Genomic DNA, 24,889 nt, shown 5'->3' with positions numbered 1-24,889 from the left:
GGGCGGAGCCCCTGGCCCGTTCGGCGGACACCGGCAGGGGCCGCCATGACACAGAACCGCTCCGGCAGGGTACGTACGCCTGCATGAAGCCAACCGCCACCTATCGGCTCCAGCTCCAGCCCGCGTTCCCCTTCGCCGCCGCGGCGGCGGCCGTGCCGTATCTCGCCGGGCTCGGTGTCTCGCATCTGCATCTGTCGCCGGTGCTGGAGGCCGTACCGGGGTCGGCTCATGGCTACGACGTCGTCGACCCCACCCGGGTACGGGCGGAGCTGGGCGGTGAGGAGGGGCTGCGGGCGCTCGCCGGCGCCGCGCGGGACCACGGTCTGGGGCTGGTCCTGGACATCGTGCCGAACCATATGGCCGCCGTCCCGCGCCACAACCGCGCCCTGTGGGAGGTGCTGCGCGACGGCCCGGCGTCGCCGTACGCCGCCTGGTTCGACATCGACTGGGAGGCGGGCGGCGGGCGGGTGCTGCTGCCGGTGCTCGGGGGCCGGATCGGGGACGAGATGGGGGCGCTGCGGGTCGAGGGCGGCGTACTGCGCTACGGGGAGCAGCGCTTCCCGGTGCGTGAGTCGACGGCCGGCCTGCCGCTGCCGGAGCTGCTCGACGCCCAGTGGTACCGGCTCGGCTGGTGGCGGCTCGCCCGCACCGAACTGACGTACCGGCGCTTCTTCACCGTCTCGGACCTCATCGGGGTGCGGGTGGAGGACCCGGAGGTGTTCACCGCGACCCACGCCAAGGTCGTCGAACTCGTCCGGGACGGGGTGATCGAGGGGCTGCGGATCGACCACCCGGACGGTCTCGCCGACCCCGAGGCGTATCTGCGGCGGCTCCAGGAGGCCACCGGCGGCGACTGCTGGACCGTCGTCGAGAAGGTCCTCACCGGGGACGAGCATCTGCCGCCCGGCTGGCCGGTGGACGGGACCACGGGGTACGACGCGCTGCGGCATATCGACGGCCTGTTCACGGACCCGGCGGGGGCCGCCGAACTCGTCCACCGGTACCGCGAGTTCGCGGGGGTCGCCGGGGACCGGGGCGGGCAGTGGGAGGCGACGGTGCGCCGGGCCGCCTACCGGGTCGTCACCCATGAACTGGCTTCCGAGACCGCCGCGCTCACCCGGCTCGCCGAGCGGGTGTGCACGGGCGACGCCGCCCTGCGCGACCACGCCCCCTGGGCGCTGCGGACGGCGATCCGTGAGCTGCTGGTGCGGATGCCGGTCTACCGGCCGTACCGCGTCGGCGGTGAGGAGGTACTCACCCTCCAGGCGGCGGCGGGCGCGAAGGGGATGTTCCCGGTCGCGGCGGAGAGCACGGCGGTGGACGCCGTACGGGATCTGGCGCTGGGGCGGCTGGGCGAGAGCCCCAGCCGCGACGCCTTCCGCGCCCGCTTCGCGCAGACGGCGTCCGCGCTGCGCGCCAAGGCCGTCGAGGACACCGCCTTCTACCGCTATACGCCGCTGCTCTCGGCGAACGAGATCGGCGGCGATCCCGGGCGCCCGGCGGTCGGCCCCGAGGAGTTCCACGCGTACGGCCGGCGGCTCGCGCGCGACTGGCCCACCACCGGCACCGTGCTGACCACCCATGACACCAAACGGAGTGCCGACGTCCGGGCCAGGATCGCCGTTCTGTCCGAGTGCCCCGAGCGGTGGGCCGACTTTCTGGCGCGGATCACCGAGGAGGCGGGCCGGCTGGAGGGCGGGCACGCCCCCGATCCTCAGCTGGCCTGGGTGGCGTGGCAGACGGCGGTCGGCTTCGGCTTCCCGTACGAGGAGCGGTTGCGCACCGCCCTCCTCAAGGGGGTACGGGAAGCGGCCGTGCACACCAACTGGACCGAGCCCGACCAGGCGTACGAGCGGGCCGTCACCGACTTCGTGAACGCCGGGCCCGCCGGGCCGCCGCTCTACTCGGTGTCCCGGTTCGCCCGCGAGCTGGACCCCTATGTGCGCGCCAACACCCTGGGCGCGGCCCTGCTCCACCTCACGATGCCGGGCGTCCCGGATCTCTACCAGGGCACGGAGCGCGAGTATCTGGCCCTGGTCGACCCGGACAACCGCCAGCCGTTCCACGAGGGCCCCCCGAACGAGAAGACCGCCCTCACCCGCGCCGCCCTGCGCCTGCGCCGCGACCGCCCCGAGGTCTTCGGCCCATCGGGCACCTATGTCCCGGTGCCCGCGCATGGCCCCGCCGCCGCCCACTGTGTGTCCTTCTGCCGTACGGGCGAGGTCATCGCGGCCGTCACCCGGCTGCCCCTGGGGCTTGAGCGCGCCGGCGGCTGGCGGGGGACCGAGCTGCCGCTGCCCGAGGGGGTGTGGGCGGACCTCCTGACGGCGGACCGGGAGTGGGCCGGGGGCCGCCCGGTGGCCCTGGACGAGCTTCTCGCGGACCGCCCGGTGGCGCTGCTGGGGCGGCGGATCAGCCCTGTCTGAGAGTCCCCGGACGAGGTCCACGAACGAGGGACGGGGGTCAGCGGGAGGTCAGGCGGAAGTTCATGCGGCCGAAGCCGACCATGTCGCCGTCCTGGACGGGGACGGAGCCGGTGACCCGGCGCCCGTTGACCGTGGTGCCGTTGGTGGAGCCGAGGTCGCGCAGGATCCAGACGCCGTTGTGGAGATACAGCTCGGCATGCAGCCGGGAGACGCTGTCGTGGCTCAGCCGCAGCCCATTGCCCGGGTCGCGGCCGATCCGCAGCGGACAGGGCCCGGGTTCCGGCAGCAGCAGCGGTGGGAGCTTCTCCGCGTGCCAGGCCCTGCTGAGCCGGACGAAGAAGGCGGACACCCCGCCCACGGCGCCGACCAGCCGCTTGGCGAGGCCGCTGTTCTCCGGGGTGCCGAGGTCGGCGGTGAGGGCCTTGAGGTCTTCGGGGCGACGGGCGACGAGGGCCAGTTCCATCCGGCGCAGAAAGGTGTCGTGGGACAGCTTGCCCTGAGCGGCGCCTTCTCTGAGCACACCGACGACACGGTCCCGTTCGGCGTCGGACAGCCGCGCCGGGACGGGAGAGGTGGAGTACTCGGAGGACGATGTCACCCGACGATTGTCGGGCCGAAAGGTGGGGGGTGTCCAGAAAACGGGCTGTTCTCGTCGTTCCCCGGAGGCTGTTGACCTGCACGGAAGCTCCGGCTCCGGAGCGGGCGAGGTCCCGGGACGGCCGGCGAGCGGACCGAGGGCGGCCACGGAACAGCCCGGGAGCGGTCCGGCAACAGCCCCGGAGCGGTCCGGGAACGGTCCTGGAGCGGTCCCGGAGCGGTCCCGGAGCGGTCCCGGAGCGGTCCCGGAGCGGTCCCGGAGCGGTCCCGGAGCGGTCCCACGCCGTGACCTCAATGGGCGCAAGGAGTCCCCTTCCCGGGCACGGCCTTGCCAGGATGGGAGCCGGTACCGGTCGCCGCCGACCGGCGTCCGTGCCCGTGCCCGTGCCCGTGCCCATATTCATGTCCGTGCCCGTGCCATGTACGTGTCGGTGTCGACGACGAGGGGATCGCCAGTGCTGTTCGAGGTGTGGGCGCCGCACGCCCAGGAGCGCGTCACCCTGTGGCTGGAGGGCGCCGAGCGCCCGATGGTGCGGATCCCGGAGCGGCCCGGCTGGTGGTCCGCCGACGCGGCGGCGGTCGACGGCACGCGATACGGCTTCGCGCTGGACGGCGGGCGGGTGCTGCCGGACCCGCGCTCGCGCCGCCAGCCCGACGGCCCGGACGGGCCGAGCGCGGTGGTTCTGCCGGACACCCATGTCTGGCGCCGCGACTGGCGGGGACCGGGCCTGCGGGGCGCGGTGCTGTACGAGCTGCACATCGGTACGTTCACCCCTGAGGGCACGCTCGACGCGGCGGCCGGACACCTCGGCGAACTGGCCGCGCTGGGTGTCTCCCATGTCGAACTGCTGCCGTTGTGCCCGTTCCCCGGGGTGCACGGCTGGGGCTACGAGGGCGTGTCACCGTGGGCGGTCCACGAGCCGTACGGCGGGCCGGAGGCGCTGAAGCGCTTTGTCGACACGGCTCATGACCATGGGCTCGGGGTGGTGCTGGACGTGGTCCACAATCACCTGGGCCCGTCCGGGAACCATCTGCCCGCTTTCGGGCCGTACTTCACCGACACCCACCACACCCCCTGGGGCGCCGCGGTCAATCTGGACGCCCCCGGTTCGGACGACGTACGCGCCTATCTGCTGGCCAGCGCCCTGGCCTGGCTGCGGGAGTACCGGCTCGACGGGCTGCGGCTCGACGCGGTGCACGCGCTCGCCGACACCCGGGCGCTGACGTTCCTGGAGGAGCTGTCCGCGGCCGTCGACGCGCTCGCCGCCGAGCTGGGCCGGCCGCTCTTCCTGATCGGGGAGTCGGACCGGTGCGACCCGGGGACGACGACACCGCGCGAGTCGGGCGGCACCGGTCTCCACGCCCAGTGGAACGACGACTTCCACCATGGGCTGCACACCGCCCTCACCGGCGAGTCCGCCGGGTACTACGGGGACTTCGCGCGCGCTCCACTGGCGGCCGTCGCCAAGACCCTGACGCGCGGCTTCTTCCACGACGGTACGTATTCGAGCTTCCGGGGCCGTACGCACGGCCGGGCGGTCGATGTGACATCGACCCCCGCCCACCGCTTCATCGGCTTTGCGCAGACCCATGACCAGATCGGCAACCGCGCGCTCGGCGACCGGCTCTCGGCCTCCCTCTCCCCCGGGCTGCTGGCCTGCGCGGCGGCCCTGGTGCTGACGGGCCCGTTCACCCCGATGCTGTTCATGGGTGAGGAATGGGGGGCGCGTACGCCCTGGCAGTTCTTCACCGACCACTCCGATCCGGCGCTGGCGACGGCCGTACGGGAGGGCCGGCGGCGGGAGTTCGCGGCGCACGGCTGGGCCGCCGAGGACATCCCCGACCCCCAGGACCCCGCGACCCGCGCCCGCTCCTGCCTGGACCGGGCCGAACGGGACCGCGAGCCGCACGCCCGGCTGCTGGCCTGGCACCGGGAGCTGATCGCCCTGCGCCGTACCCAGCCCGATCTGACCGACCCCGATCTCGCCGCGGTGAAGGTGGCGTACGACGAGGAGGCGCGCTGGCTGGCCGTACGGCGGGGCGATCTGCGGATCGCGGTCAACCTCTCCGAGAAGCCGGCGGAGATTCCGCTCGGCTCCGGCGGCCGGGTACTCGCGGCCTGGGAGCCGGTCCGGCCCCCGGGCGCGGACGGGGTGCTGCGGCTGGGCGCGGAGTCCTGTGTGGTGCTGGCGGAGAGGTAAGGGCTGTCCCACAGGGGGCCTGCCGGTCCCCGGAAACCGCCCGGTGGGGCCGGGCAGGACCGGGGAAGTCCCTGGTCCGCCACCCGGTGCCGACCGCATATCGGGCCGATAGTGTCGGGTGTCATGAAGCAACTCACTCTCGGCAGGACGGGACTGCGCGTCAGCGAACTGTGCCTGGGCACCATGAGTTTCGGAGACGACCAGACGGGCCACGCCGTCCTCGACGGCTTCACCGAGGCGGGCGGCACCTTCATCGACACGGCGGACATGTACGACCGCGGTGGTTCGGAGGAGATCCTCGGGCGCTGGCTCAAGGGGCGTCGCAGGGACGACCTGGTCATCGCGACAAAGGTGTGGGGGCGGATGGGGGACGCCCCCAACGAGGCCGGTCTGAGCCGCAAGCACCTCGTCGCCGCGGTGGAGGCCAGTCTGCGACGGCTGCGGACCGACTACATCGATCTGTACCAGACCCATATCTGGGACCGCGCGACGCCCGTCGAGGAGACGCTCGCGACGCTCGACACCCTGGTGAAGGCGGGCAAGGTCCGCTATGTGGGCGCGAGCAATGTGACGGCGTCCCAGTTCCAGCGCTCCCTCGATCTGGCGCGCTTCCGCGGCTGGGAGCCGTACATCTGTCTTCAGCCGCTCTACAACCTGCTGCGGCGGGAGGCGGAGTGGGAGCTGCTGCCGCTGTGCGAGGAGCAGGGCATCGGGGTGATCCCGTGGGGCCCGCTCTCGGGTGGCTGGCTCACCGGCAAGTACCACCGGGGCATGGAATCGGCCCCGGCCGGCTCCCGCGAGGCCCACTTCCAGCAGCGGTCGGGCAAGGAGGGCTGGCGGACCCGCGACACCGAGGAGACCTGGCGGGTGCTCGACGCGGTGCTGGAGGTGGCGGGCGAGACGGGCCGGGCGCCATCGCAGGTGGCCCTGCGCTGGCTGAGTGACCGGCCAGGGGTGACGGCTCCGATCATCGGGCCGCGCACGGTGGAGCAGTTGACGGACAATCTGGGTTGCCTGGGGTGGGAGCTGACACCCGGACAGTCGGAGCGGCTGACGGCGGCGAGTGCGCGGCCGGTGCCCTATCCGTATGAGATGCAGTCGCGGTTGTCCTGAGGAGTATCGGCGGGCGGGAACTTCCGTCGTGCCGCTGCGCAAGATCTTATTACGAGCGATATCGGGCCATCGCGCGAGAGCCGCACCCCGCCGGAATGCACCCTGCGCCCGCAATATTCGCACTGGTCAGCAGTGCCATTGCGCAGAGACCCCCTGCCCGGCGGGTGCGGCCCCTTTTTAGTCAGGCAAGGCAGAGCCGACGAAGCCCCTTGCCCGCGCCTCGCCCTCAGGTGTGTACTCATACACATGCCTATCGCTCAGGCGCTTTCCAGGTAATCCAGGAATAGGTACAGCCTTCGCCCCTGACGCGAAGGCGACGGCGACGGGGCTTCCACCTGGCGTACCCGGGAAATCCCCTTCATACATTGACCGTTCGCCGCGCAAGGGGAGTTCCCCATACACCGATGGCAATTCTGCGCACGAATAGCCCCATGACGCCTTCCGGCCGAGCACGGCCGGGCGGTGGATTTCTTGTGCGGGGGCTTCCTGGCACGGAAGAAGGAGGGATCGTTGAGACGTACCAAGGTGAGTGGCTTACGTGTTCCGGTTGCCGTGGCCGTCGCTTTCGCGGTGGCCTGCGGGATCGGTACGACCCAGGCGTACGCGAACGCGGCACCCCCAGGCGCGGTGAGCGGATCACCGTCCTCGGGGATAGAGCCGACCGGCGGGAAGCCGGAAGCGGGGAAGGGAGGAGAACCGGACGGACGACCGCCGGCCATTCCCGCGAAGGACCGGGCGGGGGTCCTGGGAAAGGGCTATCGGTCCTCTGCGGACCAGGCGTTCACCACATCGGGTGATGGCGCGGGCTTTCATCTCATGGTGGCCGGCGAGCGGGATGGCTACCGCTGGCGGACCGCGGCCTCGCTCCTCGAACCGGGCTTTGAGACGGACACCTGGATCGGCAACGCCTGTGTGACCGGTTCCGGCCGCTACGCGGCGGTGGCGTACGCCCCGCGTACCTTCACGAACAAGCCCGAGCTGATGGCCCGAGGCGCGTTCACCGCGGTGGTGGACCTGAGGAACGGCGAAGTACGGAAGCTGCCGTTCCAGGCCACGCTCGGCTATTTCTCGCCTGGCTGCGGCGCAGCCGAGGATGTGGTGTTCTCCCAGTTCACCGACGAGAGGACAGCCAGGAGGAACCAGACCCGGCTGGTCACGGTCGACACCCGTACGGGGACGACTCACGACGCCACCGTGGCCGGGCAGATCACCTCGGCGGTTCCGGTCGACGGCCGGATCGTCGCCGCGCATGGCCCGGCGATCGTGCGGATCAACGGGTCCACGGTGAAAAACGTGGCCCGCACCCATGCCACACCATTCCAGCTCAAGCCGGACGCCGATGGTGGTGTCACGTTCATCGACCGGCTGCCCGGCGGTGCGAAACAATCATCGGCCGATGACCGCGCCGCTGTCTCCCGGGTGGCCCCGAAGGCGCTGGGCGCGGCCAACGGCCGGGCCCGGGCCGCCAGACTCGCGGTAGGCGTCTTGTCCGGGTTCGACCTCGCGCGCACTCCCAGGGGAGTGGTGTATGTGACCGGACGAGCCGGTGGCGGCGCGACGCTGCCCGGCTCGGTGCGCAATCCGGGCGGCATCGCGAAGGATGCCCGAATATCCAGCCTGGGCGCCGCCGCGGTGACCACCGCGTGGGCGGACGGCAAGGACTCCCGGAATACACAGCGGGACGCTGCTTCCCCGCGTGCCGCCAGGATCGCGCTGAAAGCCCTGGACACCGGCAGGACAGCCGTTCTGGACGCGTTGCCCGGCGGCGCCCGTATCGGCGGCGAAGGCGCCCAGCGCACCGCGTCGGCGACCAGTCCGGCCCTGGCGGGGGCGGCCCCGTCCCGGGGCAGGGCACGGGCGTCGACGGTGGATGCCGACCGCACCTGTTCGGTTCCCCGGAACGATGTGCGGAAGCAGGCGTTCCAGCCGACTCCGCGTCAGATCGAGTGGGCGGTGAACCAGGCCATCGTCGGCAAGTTGAATCTGCATGCGAGCAGGCCCGCGAACTGGAAGAGAACGGGCATGGCCGCGTACGCCCCGCAGACGCTCTTCCCGCTCGGAACGGTGAGCGGCGGCAGTGGTCCGGACTGGCGTGTCCCGGCCCAGGTGATGCTGGGTGTCACGGCGCAGGAGTCGAATATGTGGCAGGCGACCCGGTATGCGGTTCCGGGCGTCACCGCCAATCCGCTGATCGGCAACTTCTACGGTGTCGAGTACTCGTCAGACGGCCAGCAGTCGGATCCCTGGGCGATCAACTGGGCGAAGGCGGACTGCGGATACGGAGTCACTCAGGTCACCGACGGAATGCGGCTGCCGGGTAAAGGCCAGCCGACGCTGACCCCCACTCAGCAAGAGGCCGTCGCCCTCGACTACGCGGCCAACATCGCCGCCGGTGTGAACATCCTCATCGAGAAGTGGAATCAGACGCGCGCCGACGGAATCATCGTCAATGACGGCAACCCGAAGTACATCGAGAACTGGTTCGCCGCCCTGTGGACCTACAACACGGGCTATCACCCGAGGGCCGCCGCGGGAAGCAACTCCGGAAAATGGGGCCTGGGCTGGACCAACAATCCCGCGAACCCGCTGTGGAAGGAGAATCGCGGCCCGTTCCTGGAAAGCCCTGGCGGCGGAGACGACTACAGCCATGCCGCACATCCGCAGGACTGGCCGTATCAGGAGAAGGTCATCGGCTGGGCGGCACGCCCCATCTCGGCGATGTTCAAACCCGGCGACTTCCAGGCCGGTTACCGTGGCGCATGGTGGACGACGAATGTCGACCGCACCCGGGCCAAGCCTCCGATCGGGCTGTTCTGCGACACCACCAACAGTTGCGACCCGTCGAAGATCAGCATGGACTCGTCGAACCAGACCGGCCGTGGGCCCTGCCTGTTGCCGGGTGATCCGAGCGAGTCCGATCCGCTGTATCTGAAATGCTGGTTCAATCACCCCGCCAAGTGGAAGGAGTGCGGGGCCGCCGCCACCTGTGGAAACCCGATCCACCGCTTCAACGACACCTATCCCGAGCAGCCGGACGAGAACTCCTACCCCCCGTCGTGCACCTCAGGTCTGCCCGCGGGGACGAAGGTCGTCGACGACGTCGCCGACGGTGTCGCTCCGGCCGGAGCCGACGGGCGGTGTGGCGCGGTGTCATCCGCGGGTTCCTTCGCCTTCGAGTTCGGCACACCCTCGGCCCGTATCGATCTGCACCAGATCGGCGCGGCCCACAGCAACCACTTCTGGTTCACCCACACCAACAAGACCGGGACGACGGACGCGACCCGACTGAAGGCCACGGGTACCTGGACACTGGGCACGGCGGCCCGAGGCTGGATGCGCGTCTGGGTGCATCTCCCGAACCATGGCGCCCACACCCGTCAGGCCGCGTACACGGTGGGCGGCACCGACTCCAGGAGCCCACGGCGGGTGAAACCGCAGCGGGTGCAGGAGAACAAGTGGGTCTCGATCGGCGCGTTCCAGTTCACCGGAACACCGTCGGTGTCCCTGTCGAATGTGACGGACGACGGCAAAGGCACTGAGGACGTCGCCTGGGACGCGGTCGGATTCGAGCCGATGGCCGGCAAGCCGGCCAATCAGATCGTCGCCATGGGCGACTCCTATTCCTCCGGTGAAGGCGCATCGACGAACGGCGGTGACGACTACTACGCCGAGTCCGACTACTACAACCCCCTGCAGCCGGACACGGAGAACAAATGCCATCGATCGAAGCACGCATGGTCGCGCCAGGCGAGGCTGCCGGGCTCCACGAAATCCATCGGGGAACTGGCGGATGAACGCAACATCAATATGGACTACCAGTTCATCGCCTGCTCCGGTGCCCGTCACTACAATGTCCTGCGCGACGGCCAGTACGGTGAGCTGCCCCAGATCGAGCAGGGCTATCTCGACCAGCACACGACCCTGGTTCCCCTGTCGATCGGCGGCAACGACGCCCGGTTCGCCGACATCATCCGGGAGTGCATCACGGCCCTGACCGTATGCAACAACAACTCCATCAAGGACGTGGACCCTCATGACGGGAAGGAGAACGGTCAGCAGACCGGGCCCATGGATCAGTGGGCACCGAAGTGGCTCAACGAGAAGATCCGGCCACGTCTGGTCGGTATGCTCAGCGCGATCCAGACCCGTGCGCCCTTCGCGAAGATCGTTCTCATGGGGTATCCGAGACTCCTGGAGGGCAGCGGGGGCTGTGTCACCGGCATCGGCACCGAGGAAGCCCCGTGGCTGAACCGGATGGCGGACACACTGGCCACCGAGATGCAGGGCGCGGTCAACGACGCCAGGGCTCTGTACGGCATGAACGTGTCGTTCTCCGATCCCCGCCACGACTTCGCCGGCAAGGCGATCTGCGGTAACCCGGAGACCGTGCACGGGATCGTGCTGTCGGGCCACTCGAAGGCGGACAACCGGGACTGGCAGTGGCTGCCCGGCAATGTGGCGCCGTCCATGAAGTCGTTCCACCCGAAGCCCGCGGGTGCGCGGCTGTACGCCGACGCTCTGGAGCGGACGCTCCAGGGAAGCTGATCCGGCGCACTGGCGAAAGGGGCTGAGGTCTCACCGGGCCAGGGGGTCTGAGTACCCGCGCTCAGGCCCCCTGGCGGTGCCTGCGGAAAGATGAGGGGATGACAGAAGGCAGAGTCATTCGCTGGGTGAAAGGCACCGTCGTAGCCGCGTGCGCCGCCGGTATCTGCTACTGGCTCTGGACTTCCGCCAGGGAGTGGGCCGCCCATGCGTCCGACGCCGATTCAAGCGCGTTCCTCTCCGGTGCCCTGGAGTCGGGAGTGGCGACGATCGCCGGAGTGGCGGCCATGCCGGTGCTGCTCTGGGCGGGAATGCGGGCGCTGGGCGAGCGAGGAAATCACGTGGTGATAATCGCCGGCGCGGTGATGTGGCTCTTCGTGGGGGGCCATGTGGTCGAGAACGACGTCGGTGAAGTGGGCACTGCGGCCTTCTTGGCCCTGTTCACGGTTCTCGGCGGCCTGGCGGCCCTGGCCGAGGTACCGGAGAACTGAACCAGAGAACTGAACCAGAGAACCGAATCTGAAATACCTTGTATTTCAGGGCACTTGTCGTCTTAGCTTCTACCGGGCGATCCGGAGATTCGAAGATTCGAAGATTCGGTACCTCTGGTTTCGCATCACATCGCAGACCTCCCAAACCATCAGGGGGAAAAATGAAGTACTCGACAGGAAAGTCGGTCGGAGCAATCCTGTTACTGGTCGCGTCCCTTCTCTTCATGGGCGTACCGCAGGCAGTCGCGTCATCCGCGACCACGCCTCTGCTGATCTCTCCCGAGGCGAAGTCGCCTACCCGGGCGATCGCCGCCGACGACCCGGAAGCCGCTGTCGCGGCGGCCGGTGTCTGCGGTGCGGGGTACACGCTGTACTACGCGGAACGGCTGCCGGATGAACGCCGGTTCGGAACGCTCTTCATCTACACCAAGCCCGGCGCGGGCAACGATCAGCCCGTGTGCTCCATCTTCGACAACAACATGGGCGTGGCGAAGTGGATGAAGATCAAGCTCTGCTCGAACTACATCGCGGACGGCTGCACAACAGACTCGGGCACTTTCAGCCAGTACGCGGGGCCCGTGTACCAAACCCGGGGAGGCTGTGGCAAGGTCACGGCCATCATGAAGAACTCCGCCTCTTCGTCAACAGCACTCGTTGACGCGATCCGGGGCACCACCGCCTGTTAGGGCCCACCGTGACTCGTTCAGCCTTACCGGCTCCGCGCCAGCTCATGGCGCGGAGCCGCACCTTCATCGCCACCGCGCTGATCCTCGTGACGGGAGCCGCGGCGACCGCGTGCACCAGCGGCGGCTCGCCTTCCGGTACGCCGGAGGACATCACCACGGCCCGTGCGCGCGTCACAGCCGAGCCCTCACAGTCAAGGTCGGCCGACACGCCGTCGGGGCCGGTCGGCACACCGTCAGCGACGCCTGGGACGGCGTCGTCCGGGACAACGTCGTCCGGGACGGCATCCACGGCCGGCGCACAGCCACCGCGCGCGGACAAAGGCCGGAAGGCGCCTTCGGAGCCCGCGTCGGGCGGCGGCTCCGGAGCGGAGCGGGGCGCCGCGAAGAACGATGTGACGGTCCAGCGCCTCATACCGAAGCCCGGCGGTCAGGCGCTGTGGGTTCCGGTGAGCATCCATAACCACGGCCCGGAAGCGGCCGGTTACACGGCCGTCATCCGGATCACGGGGTCCAACGGATTCACCGCCACGGTCAGGGCGACCACCGGAGCACTGCCGCCCGGCCGTACGGCATCGCAGTCCCACACGGCACAGGACTCGTCGGGCACCGCCGTGCCCAGCGACCCCGAAGCCGTCGTCATCGACGTCGTACGGACACCCGCCTGACGCCTTGGCCCGCCCGGCCGCCGTCCGAGCGCACCATGGAGCCCCGCCCCGGATGAGCGCCGGTCCGAGCAGGAGCGGGGCCCCGGCCCTGATGGAGCCGTTCACCGGACGAGCCAGGGACCGTCCGCTAGCACGGGACGGCGGATTCGCGGACGGTCGACACTCCGGGAACCGCGCGGCCGATCAAGTGAAGAAGTTCCGGTGCACCGCTGAGGCGTGGCGAAATGGATACCCATAGTGATTGTCACATCACTATGGGTGACAGGGTGCCTCTCGGGCGGCCTGTGCCACCCGATCGGTAAGTAAGGACCGGACATGAACGCACATCCCCACGGCCGAAGCCGCAGCGCCCCCGTTCTCGCGGGCCTGCTGACACTGCTGGCCGTCCTGGTGACGTGGGCGCTGCCCACGGCCGCCGCCACCGCGACGGCCCAGGAGGGCAGCCTCAAGGGCTGGGGTGCCAATGACAACTACCAGCTCGGCGGCACCCTCACCGGCGCCAAGTACAAGCCGGTGACGGTGCCCGGGCTGGCCGGAGGTTCCGTCGCGAGCCTCGCGGGCGGCTACTTCCACAGCCTGGCGCTGCTCACGAACGGCACGGTGGAGAGCTGGGGCCGCAACACCGAGGGGCAGCTCGGCATCGGCAGCACCGCGTCGCAGGACCAGCCGTCCACCGTCACCGGACTGCGCGGGGTGGTCGCCGTGGCGTCCGGCTATCAGCACAGCCTGGCGCTGCTCGCCGACGGCACCGTACGCTCCTGGGGCCGCAACACAGAGGGTCAGCTCGGCGACAACTCCCTGGCCCAGCGCAACAACCCGGTGAACGTCGCCGGTCTCACCAATGTCGAGGCCATCGCCGCCGGCGCGTTCCACAGCATCGCCGTCCTCTCCGACGGCACGGTCAAGACCTGGGGCTACAACAGCAATGGCCAGCTCGGCGACGGCACGGCCACCAACCGCACCACGCCGGTCACCGCGACGGGCCTGGCCAACGCCCGCAGTGTGTCGGGCGGCCACTACCACAGCCTGGCCCGGCTCGCGGACGGCACGGTCTGGGCCTGGGGCCGCGGCTCCGAGGGCCAGCTCGGTGACAACACCAGCACCCAGCGCCTCACCCCGGTGAAGGCCGACAACATCGCCACCGCCCGCGAGATCAGCGCCGGCGTCCACCACAGCGTCGCCCGCCTCGCCGACGGCACCGTCAAGACCTGGGGTTACAACGCCCAGGGCCAGCAGGGCGACGGCACCACCACCAACCGCCCCACCCCCATCACCCTCGACGGAGCGGCCAACATCCGGGCCATCTCGGCGGGCGGGTATCACACGCTGACGCTCGACCGCGACGGCCGGGTGAGCGCCGTGGGCTACAACAACAACGGTCAGATCGGCGACGGTACGGTCACCAACCGGACCGCGCTCTCCACGCCCGTGAACAGCCTCACCAGCGTCTCGCTGATCGCGGCGGGCGGCGAGTTCAGCCTCGCCGGATAGCCCGCGTACGCACCCACGCACACGCACACACGCACACACCACGGACAGCGCCGGTCCGGCCGCCGGGTACCAGACCGGCGTGCCGGCCCGGCCGCGCACGTCCCGGGACCGCCGCACCCGTCCGGGGACCGGCCACCGGGGTGGTCGCCGCTACTCCACCACCGTCAGCTCCCGGCCGGTGTTGTTCAGCCGGCGGCACCCGTCCCCGGTCACCGTCACGATGTCCTCGATACGGACACCGAAGCGCCCCGGCAGATAGATCCCCGGCTCCACCGAGAAGCACATGCCGGGCACCAGGGGCTGTTCCTCGCCCTCGATCATGTACGGGGGTTCATGGGTGGTGACGCCGATGCCGTGGCCGGTGCGGTGGATGAACAGATCGCCGTACCCCGCCTCCTCGATGATCTCGCGGGCCGCCCGGTCCACTTCCTGGCAGGGCACCCCGGGGCGGACCGCGTCGACTCCCGCCTGCTGGGCCTCGCGGACGACGTCGTGGATGTGCTGCTCGGCGGGGGACGGGTCGCCCACATGGACGGTGCGGGTGGTGTCGGAGCCGTAGCCGTCCTTGAGGCCGCCGAAGTCGAGAACGACCATGTCGCCGGGGACGATCGTACGGTCGCCCGCCTCGTGGTGGGGGTTGGCCCCGTTGGGGCCGGAACCGACGACGGTGAAGTCGACCTGGGAGTGGCCGAACCGCCGGAGCAGGGAGGCGAGATCGCGGGCCACCTCGGTCTCCTTCCGCCCGGCGAAGCGGAGTTGGACGATCTCCTCGTACGTGGCGTCGGCCGCCGCGCCCGCCGCCGCAAGCCGCGCCAGTTCCTGGTCGTCCTTGACCGCGCGCAGCATCGGCAGGGCCCGGGTGAGCGCGACGTAGGACGTCGAGGGCAGTGCGTGCTGGATGCCGAGCAGATGCACGGCCCAGGTGTTGTCGCTGACCGCGAAGCGGCCGGACGCGTCCAGGAGAGGCGCGGTGACCTCGTACGGGTCGGTGCCGTCGGTCCAGTCGCGCAGGGTCAGGGCGGAGGCACCGGGCGCCTTCTCCGCGTCGGCGGCCTCCAGGGTGGGGACGACGAGGACCGGGTCACGGCCCACGGCCAGTACGAGGAGGGTGAGGCGTTCGGTGGCGGCGGGCGGCTGATAGCCCGTGAGGTGGACGAGATCGGGGCCGGGGGCGACGAGGACCCCCGCGAGGCCCGCGTCGGCGGCGCTCTGCGCGGCGCGGGTCATCCGGGCCCGGTAGTCATCGGCGGTGAAGGGAGCGAGTGCGGAGGGCACGGGGCTGGAGGGCACAGGGGAGGAAGGCATGGAGGAGGAGGGCATGCGCCCATCCTGCCCCCGGCCTCCCGCCCTCGCTACCCGGGTACGGGGCGGTTCGGCGGCCCCGCGGGCCCGGCCTCCCGGGGCGTGTCGGGCCGGTCGTTGCCGAACCGCCCCGCACGGCGTCGACCCGTCTCCATCGGTCGCGGTTGCGGCCCGTCCTCCCCCATGCCGGTCAGCGCCGGTCGCCGCCGGACCGCCCGGACGGCCCAAATCGGTCCCGGTCGGTCCCGGTCGGTCCCGGTCGGTCCCGGTCGGTCCCGCCACAGCTCCAGGGCGTGCGCGTCGACGAGCGCGCCGATCCGGGCGAGGGCCGCGCCGGCCGGCAGCGGATCGAGGCGGCGGCCGTCCCGCAGCCGCAGCGCGAGCAGGTCGTCGGCCGCCTCCCGGGCTCCGATCACCGCCTGGTAGGGGACCAGCCGGGCGGCCCGGACGCGGGCACCCAGGCTGCCGCGCCCGGGTCCGACGAGGTCGGCCCGCAGTCCGGTGGCGGCGCAGCGGCGGGCGACGGCTTCGGCGTTCGGGAGTTCCGCGTCCGAGACCGGGAGGATCACCAGTTGGGTGGGGGCGAGCCAGGCGGGGAAGGCGCCGCCGTGCCGCTCGATGAGATGGGCGACCGCCCGCTCGACGCTGCCGATGATGCTGCGGTGGATCATGACCGGCCGGTGCCGGGCGCCGTCCGCGCCGATGTAGTGCAGATCGAACCGCTCCGGCTGGTGGAAGTCGACCTGAACGGTCGACAGGGTGGACTCCCGCCCCGCTTCGTCGGTGACCTGGACATCGATCTTGGGACCGTAGAACGCGGCCTCGCCCTCGGCCTCCTCGTATGCCAGTCCGGAGCGGTCCAGGACCTCGGTCAGCAGGGCGGTGGACCGCCGCCACAGCCCGGGGGCTGCGACATACTTCCCGCCGGGGCCCGGCAGCGAGAGCCGGTAGCGGGCGGGGGCGATACCGAGAGCCTCGTACGCCCGGCGGATCATCTCCAGGGCGGCCGACGCCTCATCGGCGACCTGGTCCGGGGTGCAGAAGACATGCGCGTCGTTGAGCTGGATGGCCCGGACGCGGGTCAGTCCGCCGAGTACGCCGGAGAGTTCGGCGCGGTACATGCCGCCCAGCTCGGCCATCCGCAGCGGCAGCTCGCGGTAGCTGTGGGCACGGGAGCGGTAGATCACCGCGTGGTGGGGGCAGAGGCTCGGCCGCAGGACGACCTGCTCGCCACCGAGATCCATCGGGGGAAACATGTCGTCGCTGTAGTGCGACCAGTGGCCGGAAAGCTCGTACAGCTCCCGCTTGCCGAGCACCGGCGAGTACACATGCCGGTAGCCGGCCTTCCGTTCGGCGTCGCGGATGTACTCCTCCAGGGTGTGCCGTACGGTCGCGCCGTCCGGCAGCCAGTAGGGCAGCCCCGCGCCGATCAGCGGGTCGGTGCCGAACAGTTCCAGCTCGCGGCCGATTCTGCGGTGGTCGTGCGCGGTGAGCACGTGGTCCACGGAGTTCATGGCGGTCTCCTCAGGGAATCCGGTCGAGTGACCCCACGGCGAAGCCCCGGGGCACTGGCCCCGGGGCTTGGATCGCTGCGTCTGTCAGCGCGCCGGGACGGTGTCCGGCGTCGTCGTCGCAGCAGCGCGCTTCATGCTCCCGACGCTAGCAGAACCGGACCGGCCTGTGCCTGCACCTGTGCCTGCACCTGTGCCTGCGGAACCGGACCCACGGGCGCCGCCGTCCGCGCGGCTCAGTTCTCGTCCTGGGCCACCAGGCGCTCCAGCAGCTCCTGGAAGTCCTCCCCCACCACGATCCGCAGCCCTTCCCCGTCCTCGTCACGGTCGCTGAGCTGGGTCAGGGTGCCGTCGCGCCACCAGTAGACGTACGGGCTGATCGCGCCGGGGGTGTCGGCGTAACCGGCCGCCGCGAACGACGTCATGGCGTTGAGCGCGGGGATCACTCCGGTGTCCCGGATGACATGGAACGCGAGCTGGTGCCGGAAGGGCATCGCCACCAGCGCGCCGTCCGGGGTGAGCTGCTGTCCGGTGGCCTCCCGTACGACGCTCTCCAGCGCGAGGACGCGGCTCGCGGTGTAGAAGGAGTCGCCGAGGACGACCTCGAACCGCATTCCGTCGTCGCCCTTGACGGTCTCATGGCCCTCGATGGGCAGGCCGCGGAGGTTGTAGAGCGCCTGTTCCCGCAGATACGCGAGATCGCCGAGCGGTTCGAGGGCATCGTCGGTGAGCATCATGACGCTCTCGGGGAGGTCGAGGGCGATGATCTCGTGCAGCCCAGGCGCGAGGGCGCGGGCATAGCCGAAGTTGTCGGGGTCGAAGCCCTCGGAGCCGATGACGCGGGGGTAGAGCTGGGCCCGGATCTGCTCGGTGGGCAGGGTGTCGAGCGCGGAGGGCGCGTCCATGGTGCGCAGCACCATGCCGACGTGGCGGTGGACCAGTTCGGACCAGGCGCGCGGGCCCCGGTCGTCGTTGTGGAGGACGGCGGCGAGGTTGGCGAGGCCGAACTGGCGGCCCGCGCTGTCGGAGACCACATCGGCGTAGACACTCACCTCCAGGCCGCGCTCGGCGAACGCCTCCCGCACCTGGGCGCGGAAGCGGGCGCCCTCGTCGGCCGAGAAGAAGGTGAACTCCGGGTCCCGGGGTGCATCGCGCCCGTCGCGCTTCGGCCCTCGCCGGAACAACCCCACGTCATCCGCCTCTCGTTCGTCTGTCTGACCGAGCGTGTGTCCGTGTGCCCGGGCTTCGAGCGTACCCATCCTGGTCGTCACACCCGCCCGGAGTCGTTTCAGGACATCGGTACGACCAGATCGGCGCGGGCCCTGCCCCGGGCGACCAGCCGGGCGTTGGACTCGTCGGAGTCCCGTACCCAGCGCTCGGCGTACGGCCGCTCCTTGCCGAAGCGGACATGCCGGTCGACCAGGCGTCGTACGCGTACCTCGGGATCGAGTTCCAGAAACCAGATCTCGTCGAGCAGCGGGCGGACGCGGGCCCAGGGGCCGCCGTCGTGGAGGAGGTAGTTCCCCTCGGTGACGACGAGGGGCGTCCGGGACGATACGGGGATGCTGCCGGCGATCGGCTCCTCCAGGGCGCGGTCGAAGGCGGGCGCGTAGACGGTGGTCTCGGGGGTCTCAGGGGCGGTGGTCTCGGGGGCGGTGGACTCGGGGGCGGGTGCGCGCAGCCGGGTGAGCAGGGCCGCGTAGCCGTCCGCGTCGAAGGTGTCGGGCGCGCCCTTGCGGCCCGCGCGGCCGAGGCGTTCCAGCTCCGTACGGGCGAGGTGGAAGCCGTCCATGGGGACGAGGACGGCGAGGTCACCGAGGGCGTCGACGAGCCGGGCCGCGAAGGTGGACTTGCCCGCGCCGGGCGCTCCGGCGATCCCCAGGACCCGGCGGCGGCCGGGGACGGCGAGGGCCCTGGCGCGGTCGAGAAGGTGGGGCGGGAACGTCTGCACAGCGATATTGTCGCACGGCGGTCATACGTATAACGTGAGCCGTATGCCCACTGTCGCCCTGGTCACCCTCGTCGTCCGCGACTACGACGAGGCCATCGCCTTCTACACCGGCCCCCTCGGTTTCGACCTGGTCGAGGACACCGATCGCGGGGTGGGCGACGGCTCCCGCTGGGTGGTGGTCCGCCCGCCCGGGGCCGGTGCGGGCACGGGCCTGCTGCTGGCCCGCGCCGCCGACGACGCCCAGCGCGCGAGCGTCGGCGCGCAGACGGGTGGACGGGTCGCGTTCTTCCTGCACACCGACGACTTCGCCCGCGACCATGCCCGGCTGACGGCGGCGGGCGTCCGTTTCGTCCGGGAACCGAAGCGGGAGCCGTACGGCCGGGTCGCGGTCTTCGCGGATCTGTACGGGAACCTCTGGGACCTGATCGAGCCCGGGTAGCCGCCGCACCGCCTCCCGCCGGCCCTCCATCGGCGGAAAGGGGCTACGCGTCCCGCCGCCGCAGCAGCGCTCCCCCGAGCAGCACCGCCCCCGCCGCGTACGCCGCGAGAACGCCGAGGCCCGGCCAGGGGGCGATCGGCAGCCGGCCGAGATCCGTCGTCGCCTGGATCGCGAGCCCGGCCGACGACGGGCCCAGGCTGCGCACCTGTTCCTGCCAGTCGGGGTCCGACACCAGCTGGCCGAGCAGCGGGAACCCGTACAGCAGGGTCAGTACGAGGGTGACGGCCGCCGCCGTTTCGCGTACCAGGGTGGCCGCGCCGAGGGCGAGCAGGGCGATGAGGACGAGATACAGGACGCTCCCGAACCCGGCGCGCAGCACTTCGCCGTCCCCCAGCGCGTACGGGGTGAAGCCGCTGCCGGGCAGCAGGGCCCGGCCCGCCAGCAGGGAGCCGAGCACGCCCAGCGAACCCGCGAGGGCCACCACCGCGGACAGGACGGCGGCCTTGGCGGCGAGGAGCCGTGTCCGGCGCGGGAGTGCGGTCAGGGTCGTACGGATGGTGCCGGTGCCGTACTCCGCGCTGATCGCCAGGACCGCCACGACGACCACCGCGGCCTGCCCCGCCCACACCCCGGTCAGGCTCTGCCGGACGATGTCCTCGTGGCAGCCGCCCCGCTCCGGGCAGTTCGCGGTGGACAGGGAACCCGCGGCGGCGGCACTCACCGCCACCGTGACGACGACGACGGCGAGCAGCAGCCACCAGGTGCTGGGCAGCGTGCGGAGTTTGGTCCACTCGGCGTGCAGGGCGGCGGCCGTCCCGTCGCGAGCCTCGCCACGCATTCCTTTTGTTCGTCTCGTTCCTCTCATTTCTCGTTTTCGGCTCATACGTCGTTCCTCCGCAGCCGCCGGACAGCGAGGGCGAGGACGACGGCGGCGTACGCGCACAGGGTGGCGAATCCGGCCCACGCCCCCTGCGGATAGCAGCCGTCCTCGGGCAGGCAGATGTCCGTGACCTGCTCGTACCGCGGGCCGGTCTCCTGGACGGCGAACCCGGCCGCGGGCGTGAGCCGTTGCAGCCACTGCGCGAGGGGCAGCGGCAGCGACCCGATGAGGATCAGCGGCAGGACCATGCCCACGACCACGACGGTGATCGCGGCCGCGGTGTGCCGCAGCAGCGCTCCGACGCCGAGGGCGAGGACGGCGGTGAGGGCGAACACGGCGGCGGTTCCGGCCACGGCGAGCAGTACCGGACCGTCCGTCAGGGACGTATCCGGGGCCAGGGGTGGCCGGAAACCGTTGTCCCGCATGATCGGCGTGGCCACGGCGTAGGCCACCGCGGTCGCGACGAGCCCGACGGCGAAGGACACTCCCCCGAGGACGGTGGCCTTCGCGAGGAGGACCCGGCCCCGGCGCGAGGACGCGGTCAGGGTCGTACGGATCATTCCCCGGCGGTACTCCGCGGTGATGAACAGCGCGCCGAGCGCCGCGACGAGGATCAGACCGAGCTGGCTGCCGGAGAAGCTCTGGGCCGCCGAGTCGCCCGGCCCGGGCGCGGGGCCGATGTCGCCGGAGCCGGTGACGGTGAACGTGTCACCGCTCCGCTTCACCCCGCCGGCGTCCTCCCGCTGCCCGCCCGGCGGGCCCAGGTCCCCCGTCCCGGCGCCGACGCCCGTGTCCTGCCACGCCCCGCCCGCCGCGCCCGTGAGCACGACGCCGTCGAACACGGCGGTGGCCCGGGTGGCGCGCGTCGTCACGGACGACGAACCGAAGTCGCGCTGCACGCGGGGGGCGTTGGGCGACGCCACGAACAGCCCGGCCTCGACGGTCTTCGGCAGCCGGTCGAGCCGTACGGTGCCGATGGCCTGCCACCGGCTGCCGTCGGCGGACTGGTACCCGGTCAGGGTGGACCCGGCGCGAACGAGCCGCAGCCAGCGCGGGGCCGAGGAGGGGGTGGCGCTGCCCGCGGTGTCCCGGGTGAACCGGCTCTGGAGCCGGACACCATGGTCCTTGGTCATCATCACGGCGGCGTACGGGGATCCCGCCCTGGTGCTGTCTTTGACCAGCACCCCGGCCTTGGCCCACTCGGGAATGTCCCGGCCCGATGGATCACCGGTCAGCCCGGAGACCCGGGCGGTGATGCTGCCGTCCCCCTGGAGCGTACGGTGCGCGAACCGGAAGGAGTCCTCCACGATCAGGCCGTCCGGGCCCACCGGGGGGCCGCCCTCCCCGCCCCCGCCGGCCGAGGAGCCGGACGCGGAGAGCACGGAGACGAGAACGGTCACCGCCACGGTGGCGAGCAGGGTGAGCGACCAGCGGCCGACGGTGCGCAGCTTGGTCCACTCGGCGCGCAGGAGCTGCCGGAAGCCGTCCCGAGCGGACGTGACCGTCGAGCGGTAGGGGGTCACGGCCGTCATGAGTCCTCCCGCGCCGGCTCGGCCGCGTACTCGACGGCGTCGCCGGTCAGCTCCATGTACGCCTCTTCGAGGGTGGCCCGGTGCGCGGAGACCTCGGAGAACGGCACTCCGGCGCCGCCGAGCAGTTCCACCACGCGGGCGGCGGACGGCCCCGAGACGGTCAGCGTCTCCCGCCCGGTCGCCGCGACGGTCGCGCCCGCGCCGGCCAGGACGGTCATGGCCTGCGAGCGGGCGGTGGTGCGCAGGGTGATCCGGTCGCCGGACGCCGCGTCGAGGAGTTCGCGCACGCCCATGTCGGCGATGACCCGGCCGCGCCCGATGACGATCACATGGTCGGCGCTGTCCTCCAACTCGCCCATCAGATGGCTGGAGACGAGAACGGACCGCCCTTCCGAGGCGAGCGCCCGCAGAAAGCCGCGTATCCACCGGATGCCCTCGGGATCGAGGCCGTTGACGGGTTCGTCGAAGAGCAGCACGGGCGGATCGCCGAGCAGCGCGGCGGCGATCCCGAGCCGTTGGCGCATCCCGAGCGAGTAGCCGCCGGCCCGGCGGCGGGCGGCGGTGGTGAGGCCGACCTGCTCCAGTACCTCGTCGACCCGCCGTACGGGCAGCCGGTGCGAGTGCGCGAGCCACAGCAGATGGTCCCGGCCGCGCCGGGCGGGGTGGACGGCGCCCGCGTCCAGCAGCGAGCCGACCCGGGTGAGGGGGGCGCGCAGCTCCCGGTAGGGGCGTCCGCCGATCAGGGCCGTCCCCGCGTCGGGGGCGTCCAGGCCGAGGATGACGCGCAGGGTGGTGGACTTGCCTGCGCCGTTGGGTCCGATGAATCCGGTGACCCGGCCCGGCGGCACGGTGAAGGACAGTCCGTCCACCGCGGTGACAGGGCCGAACCGCTTGCGCAGTCCCCGTACTTCGATGGTCGCTTCGGTGGCTGGTTCCATACGGAGGGAGGCTAGGCGGGCGCCCGGCCCGGGTCGTCACGCGCGGGAGCGGTCCCGGCCGGGGGACGCGTATCCCTCGCGCGGGGGACTTCACCGGCCGGCCGGTCCCGGACAATGGGCGGATGAGTACCGCCAGGGACCACCCAAGAAACCGGTGGGAGCCCGGGAGGATCGTCCGCGCGCCGGAGAGCGCGGTGGCGGCCGGGGCGCTGCTCGGGCTGTCGGCCGCTGTTGAGGTGATCGTGCGCCGGGACGGCACGGGCGGCGGTACGGGCATGTCGCTGACCCTGCTGCTGTGTCTGTGCGGCACGGTCCCGGTCGCGCTGCTGCGGGTCCGTCCGCTGTCCGCCGCGGTGCTCGTCACCGCGGCGGCTCTGCTCTCGCTCGTCCTGTTCCGGACGCTCACGGCGGCGGGTGTGGTGGCGCTGGGGACGGCGCTCCTTCCGCTGCCGCGCCATGGGCCGCGACCGGCGGCGGCTCTGCTGGCACTGCCCTTCACCGCGTACGCGATCGCCGCGCCATCGGCGGCTTGGCTGGGCACGGGCGACCGGCTCCTCGCGGTGGTGTCGGCCGCGGTGACCGCCGCCGCCGCGGGTACGGGTCTGGCCCGCCGGGCCCGCTCCGACGCGCTGGCCCACAGCGCCACCGAGCGGGCCGTGGCCGACACCCTGCTGGAGCATGTGGCCCGCGGTGAGCGGGCCCGTATCGCCCGGGAGCTGCACGATGTCGTCGCCCACCACATCTCCATGATCGCGGTACAGGCGGAGACCGCGCGACTGACCACGGCCGGACTGCCGGACCAGGGCGCCGAGCGGCTGCTGGCCATCGGGGACACCGCACGGGCCGCCCTGACGGAGATGCGGCGGCTGCTCGGCGTTCTGCGCGAGGACGCCGGTGGCAGTGAGGGCCGCCGCCCCCAGCCGGGGCTTCAGCAGCTCAACGAACTGGTCGACGAGGCCAGGGACATCGCCGCGTCGGCGGTCCGGCTCATCGTCAGCGGCGCCGTGCGCCCCCTCGACCCGGGCATCGAACTCACCGCGTACCGTCTGGTCCAGGAGGGGCTCACCAACGCCCGGCGGCACGCGCCCGGGGCCGCGGTGGACATCCGGCTCCACTACCGGCCGGACGCCCTGCGGCTGTGGATCCGGGACAACGGGCCCGGCCCCGCCCGCTCCCCCGGGGACGGCGGGCACGGTCTGGTGGGTATGCGGGAGCGCGCGGCCATGGTGGGCGGGACGCTGTGCACGGGACCGGCGCGCGGCGGCGGCTTTCTGGTCGAGGCGTCGCTGCCCACGGCGGCCGGGGCGGGGGCGTCATGACCAGCGCCCCGGTCGGGCTGGTGGTCGTCGACGACCACGAGGTCGTACGTGCCGGATTCGCCGGGCTGCTGGCCACCCAGCCGGACTTCACCGTCCTCGGCACGGCCGTCGACGGCGCGGAGGCGGTCCGGCTCTGCCGGGAACGGCGGCCCGACGTGGTCCTCATGGATGTCCGGATGCCGGTGATGGACGGCATCGAGGCGACCGCCCGGATCACGGCCGAGCTGCCCGGGGCACGGATCCTCATCCTGACCACCTTCGATCTGGACGAGCATGTGTACGACGCGCTGGGCGCGGGCGCGAGCGGCTTTCTGCTCAAGGACGTCACCGCCGAGCGGCTCTTCGACGCGGTACGGGTGATCGCGGCGGGCGAGGCTCTGCTCGCCCCGACGGTCACCCGCCGGCTCATCTCCGCCTTCGCCCGGCAGCGCCCGGCCCCGGCCGCCGCCTTCCCCGTCTCCCTCGGGGCGCTGACGCCCCGGGAGACGGAGGTGCTCCGGCTGATCGCGGAGGGACTTTCCAATCCGGAGATCGCCAGGCGGCTGCATGTCGGCGAGGAGACGGTGAAGACGCACGTCAGCCGGGTCCTGACGAAGCTGGGCCTGCGGGACCGGACCCAGGCGGTGGTGATGGCGTACGAGTCGGGCCTGATCCGCGCGGGGTCCCGTCCACCCGGGCCGCGCTGAGGCTCCCGCGCCCCCGGGGCTCCGCCCCGGACCCCGCGCCTCAATCGCCGGCGGGGCTTGTTTCACGGCCCCGGCCACGGAAGCTTCCCCGTCCGGGGCCTTGAACGACATGGGTGCGC

General features: G+C 71.7%; 18 protein-coding genes and 1 pseudogene. 11 read left to right on the top strand and 8 right to left on the bottom strand.

All coding sequences use genetic code 11. The features are described from left to right. Positions 1–83 precede the first annotated feature (83 nt). Complete coding sequence (treY, locus tag ACWF94_RS07235; protein ID WP_453485547.1) at positions 84–2,426, top strand: malto-oligosyltrehalose synthase; 2,343 nt, start codon at positions 84–86, stop codon at positions 2,424–2,426. Positions 2,427–2,463: 37 nt separating this feature from the next. On the opposite strand, the gene ACWF94_RS07230 is transcribed toward treY, so the two are convergent. Continuing rightward, positions 2,464–3,024 (bottom strand): DUF1707 and FHA domain-containing protein, encoded by a 561-nt coding sequence (locus tag ACWF94_RS07230; RefSeq protein WP_453485545.1) that lies wholly within the window; start codon positions 3,022–3,024, stop codon positions 2,464–2,466. Positions 3,025–3,478: 454 nt separating this feature from the next. On the opposite strand from ACWF94_RS07230, the gene treZ reads away from it, so the two are divergent. The 7 genes from treZ to ACWF94_RS07195 all read left to right on the top strand — a co-directional run bounded on the left by treZ (position 3,479) and on the right by ACWF94_RS07195 (position 14,212). Then, on the top strand, positions 3,479–5,224 hold the full coding sequence (gene treZ / locus ACWF94_RS07225) for a malto-oligosyltrehalose trehalohydrolase (protein ID WP_453485543.1): 1,746 nt from the start codon (positions 3,479–3,481) through the stop codon (positions 5,222–5,224). A 123-nt stretch (positions 5,225–5,347) separates the two neighbouring features. Further along, positions 5,348–6,337: an aldo/keto reductase gene (locus ACWF94_RS07220; RefSeq protein ID WP_453485541.1), complete on the top strand. Its 990-nt coding sequence runs from the start codon at positions 5,348–5,350 to the stop codon at positions 6,335–6,337. A gap of 510 nt (positions 6,338–6,847) precedes the next feature. Further along, complete coding sequence (locus tag ACWF94_RS07215) at positions 6,848–10,882, top strand: golvesin C-terminal-like domain-containing protein (protein WP_453485539.1); 4,035 nt, start codon at positions 6,848–6,850, stop codon at positions 10,880–10,882. A gap of 98 nt (positions 10,883–10,980) precedes the next feature. Next, complete coding sequence (locus tag ACWF94_RS07210; protein ID WP_453485537.1) at positions 10,981–11,370, top strand: hypothetical protein; 390 nt, start codon at positions 10,981–10,983, stop codon at positions 11,368–11,370. Between the two features lie 161 nt (positions 11,371–11,531). After that, positions 11,532–12,056 carry a hypothetical protein gene (locus ACWF94_RS07205; protein WP_453485535.1) on the top strand — a complete coding sequence of 175 codons (525 nt, stop codon included), beginning with the start codon at positions 11,532–11,534 and terminating at the stop codon, positions 12,054–12,056. A 44-nt stretch (positions 12,057–12,100) separates the two neighbouring features. After that, positions 12,101–12,721, top strand: a complete 621-nt coding sequence (locus tag ACWF94_RS07200) for a hypothetical protein (RefSeq protein ID WP_453485534.1) — start codon at positions 12,101–12,103, stop codon at positions 12,719–12,721. Between the two features lie 315 nt (positions 12,722–13,036). Further along, complete coding sequence (locus ACWF94_RS07195; RefSeq protein ID WP_453485532.1) at positions 13,037–14,212, top strand: RCC1 domain-containing protein; 1,176 nt, start codon at positions 13,037–13,039, stop codon at positions 14,210–14,212. Positions 14,213–14,362: 150 nt separating this feature from the next. Here the strand turns inward: ACWF94_RS07195 and ACWF94_RS07190 are convergent, their stop codons facing one another. From ACWF94_RS07190 to ACWF94_RS07175, 4 genes and pseudogenes are all read right to left on the bottom strand, one after another. After that, positions 14,363–15,517 carry an aminopeptidase P family protein gene (locus ACWF94_RS07190; RefSeq protein WP_453485531.1) on the bottom strand — a complete coding sequence of 385 codons (1,155 nt, stop codon included), beginning with the start codon at positions 15,515–15,517 and terminating at the stop codon, positions 14,363–14,365. Positions 15,518–15,792: 275 nt separating this feature from the next. Beyond that, positions 15,793–17,028, bottom strand: a pseudogene (gene thrS / locus ACWF94_RS07185) (threonine--tRNA ligase); the annotation flags it as partial. A 233-nt stretch (positions 17,029–17,261) separates the two neighbouring features. Beyond that, complete coding sequence (locus ACWF94_RS07180) at positions 17,262–18,215, bottom strand: hypothetical protein (RefSeq protein WP_453485529.1); 954 nt, start codon at positions 18,213–18,215, stop codon at positions 17,262–17,264. 98 nt (positions 18,216–18,313) lie between these two features. Next, a complete protein-coding gene (locus ACWF94_RS07175) occupies positions 18,314–18,976 on the bottom strand; it encodes a nucleoside/nucleotide kinase family protein (RefSeq protein ID WP_453485527.1) in 663 nt (220 codons plus the stop codon). Positions 18,977–19,019: 43 nt separating this feature from the next. Between ACWF94_RS07175 and ACWF94_RS07170 the strand changes: the two genes are divergently transcribed. Beyond that, positions 19,020–19,415 carry a VOC family protein gene (locus ACWF94_RS07170; protein WP_453485525.1) on the top strand — a complete coding sequence of 132 codons (396 nt, stop codon included), beginning with the start codon at positions 19,020–19,022 and terminating at the stop codon, positions 19,413–19,415. Between the two features lie 43 nt (positions 19,416–19,458). On the opposite strand, the gene ACWF94_RS07165 is transcribed toward ACWF94_RS07170, so the two are convergent. The 3 genes from ACWF94_RS07165 to ACWF94_RS07155 are packed head-to-tail and all read right to left on the bottom strand — an operon-like array spanning position 19,459 to position 22,765. Further along, on the bottom strand, positions 19,459–20,253 hold the full coding sequence (locus ACWF94_RS07165; protein ID WP_453485523.1) for an ABC transporter permease: 795 nt from the start codon (positions 20,251–20,253) through the stop codon (positions 19,459–19,461). Positions 20,254–20,294: 41 nt separating this feature from the next. Further along, positions 20,295–21,827 carry an ABC transporter permease subunit gene (locus ACWF94_RS07160; RefSeq protein WP_453485522.1) on the bottom strand — a complete coding sequence of 511 codons (1,533 nt, stop codon included), beginning with the start codon at positions 21,825–21,827 and terminating at the stop codon, positions 20,295–20,297. Then, positions 21,824–22,765, bottom strand: a complete 942-nt coding sequence (locus tag ACWF94_RS07155) for an ABC transporter ATP-binding protein (protein ID WP_453485520.1) — start codon at positions 22,763–22,765, stop codon at positions 21,824–21,826. Before ACWF94_RS07155 ends, ACWF94_RS07160 begins: the two co-directional genes overlap by 4 nt. A gap of 122 nt (positions 22,766–22,887) precedes the next feature. Here ACWF94_RS07155 and ACWF94_RS07150 point away from each other — a divergent pair, with 122 nt between their 5' ends. Then, entirely contained in the window at positions 22,888–24,084 is a 1,197-nt protein-coding gene (locus ACWF94_RS07150; RefSeq protein ID WP_453485518.1) for a sensor histidine kinase, read from the top strand. Continuing rightward, positions 24,081–24,770, top strand: a complete 690-nt coding sequence (locus ACWF94_RS07145) for a response regulator (RefSeq protein WP_453485517.1) — start codon at positions 24,081–24,083, stop codon at positions 24,768–24,770. The genes ACWF94_RS07150 and ACWF94_RS07145 overlap by 4 nt, the downstream gene beginning before the upstream one ends. The last annotated feature ends 119 nt before the right edge of the window (positions 24,771–24,889 follow it).

The organism is Streptomyces sp. NPDC055078 (assembly GCF_053607985.1).
This window is presented reverse-complemented; position numbering and strand designations above follow the sequence as displayed.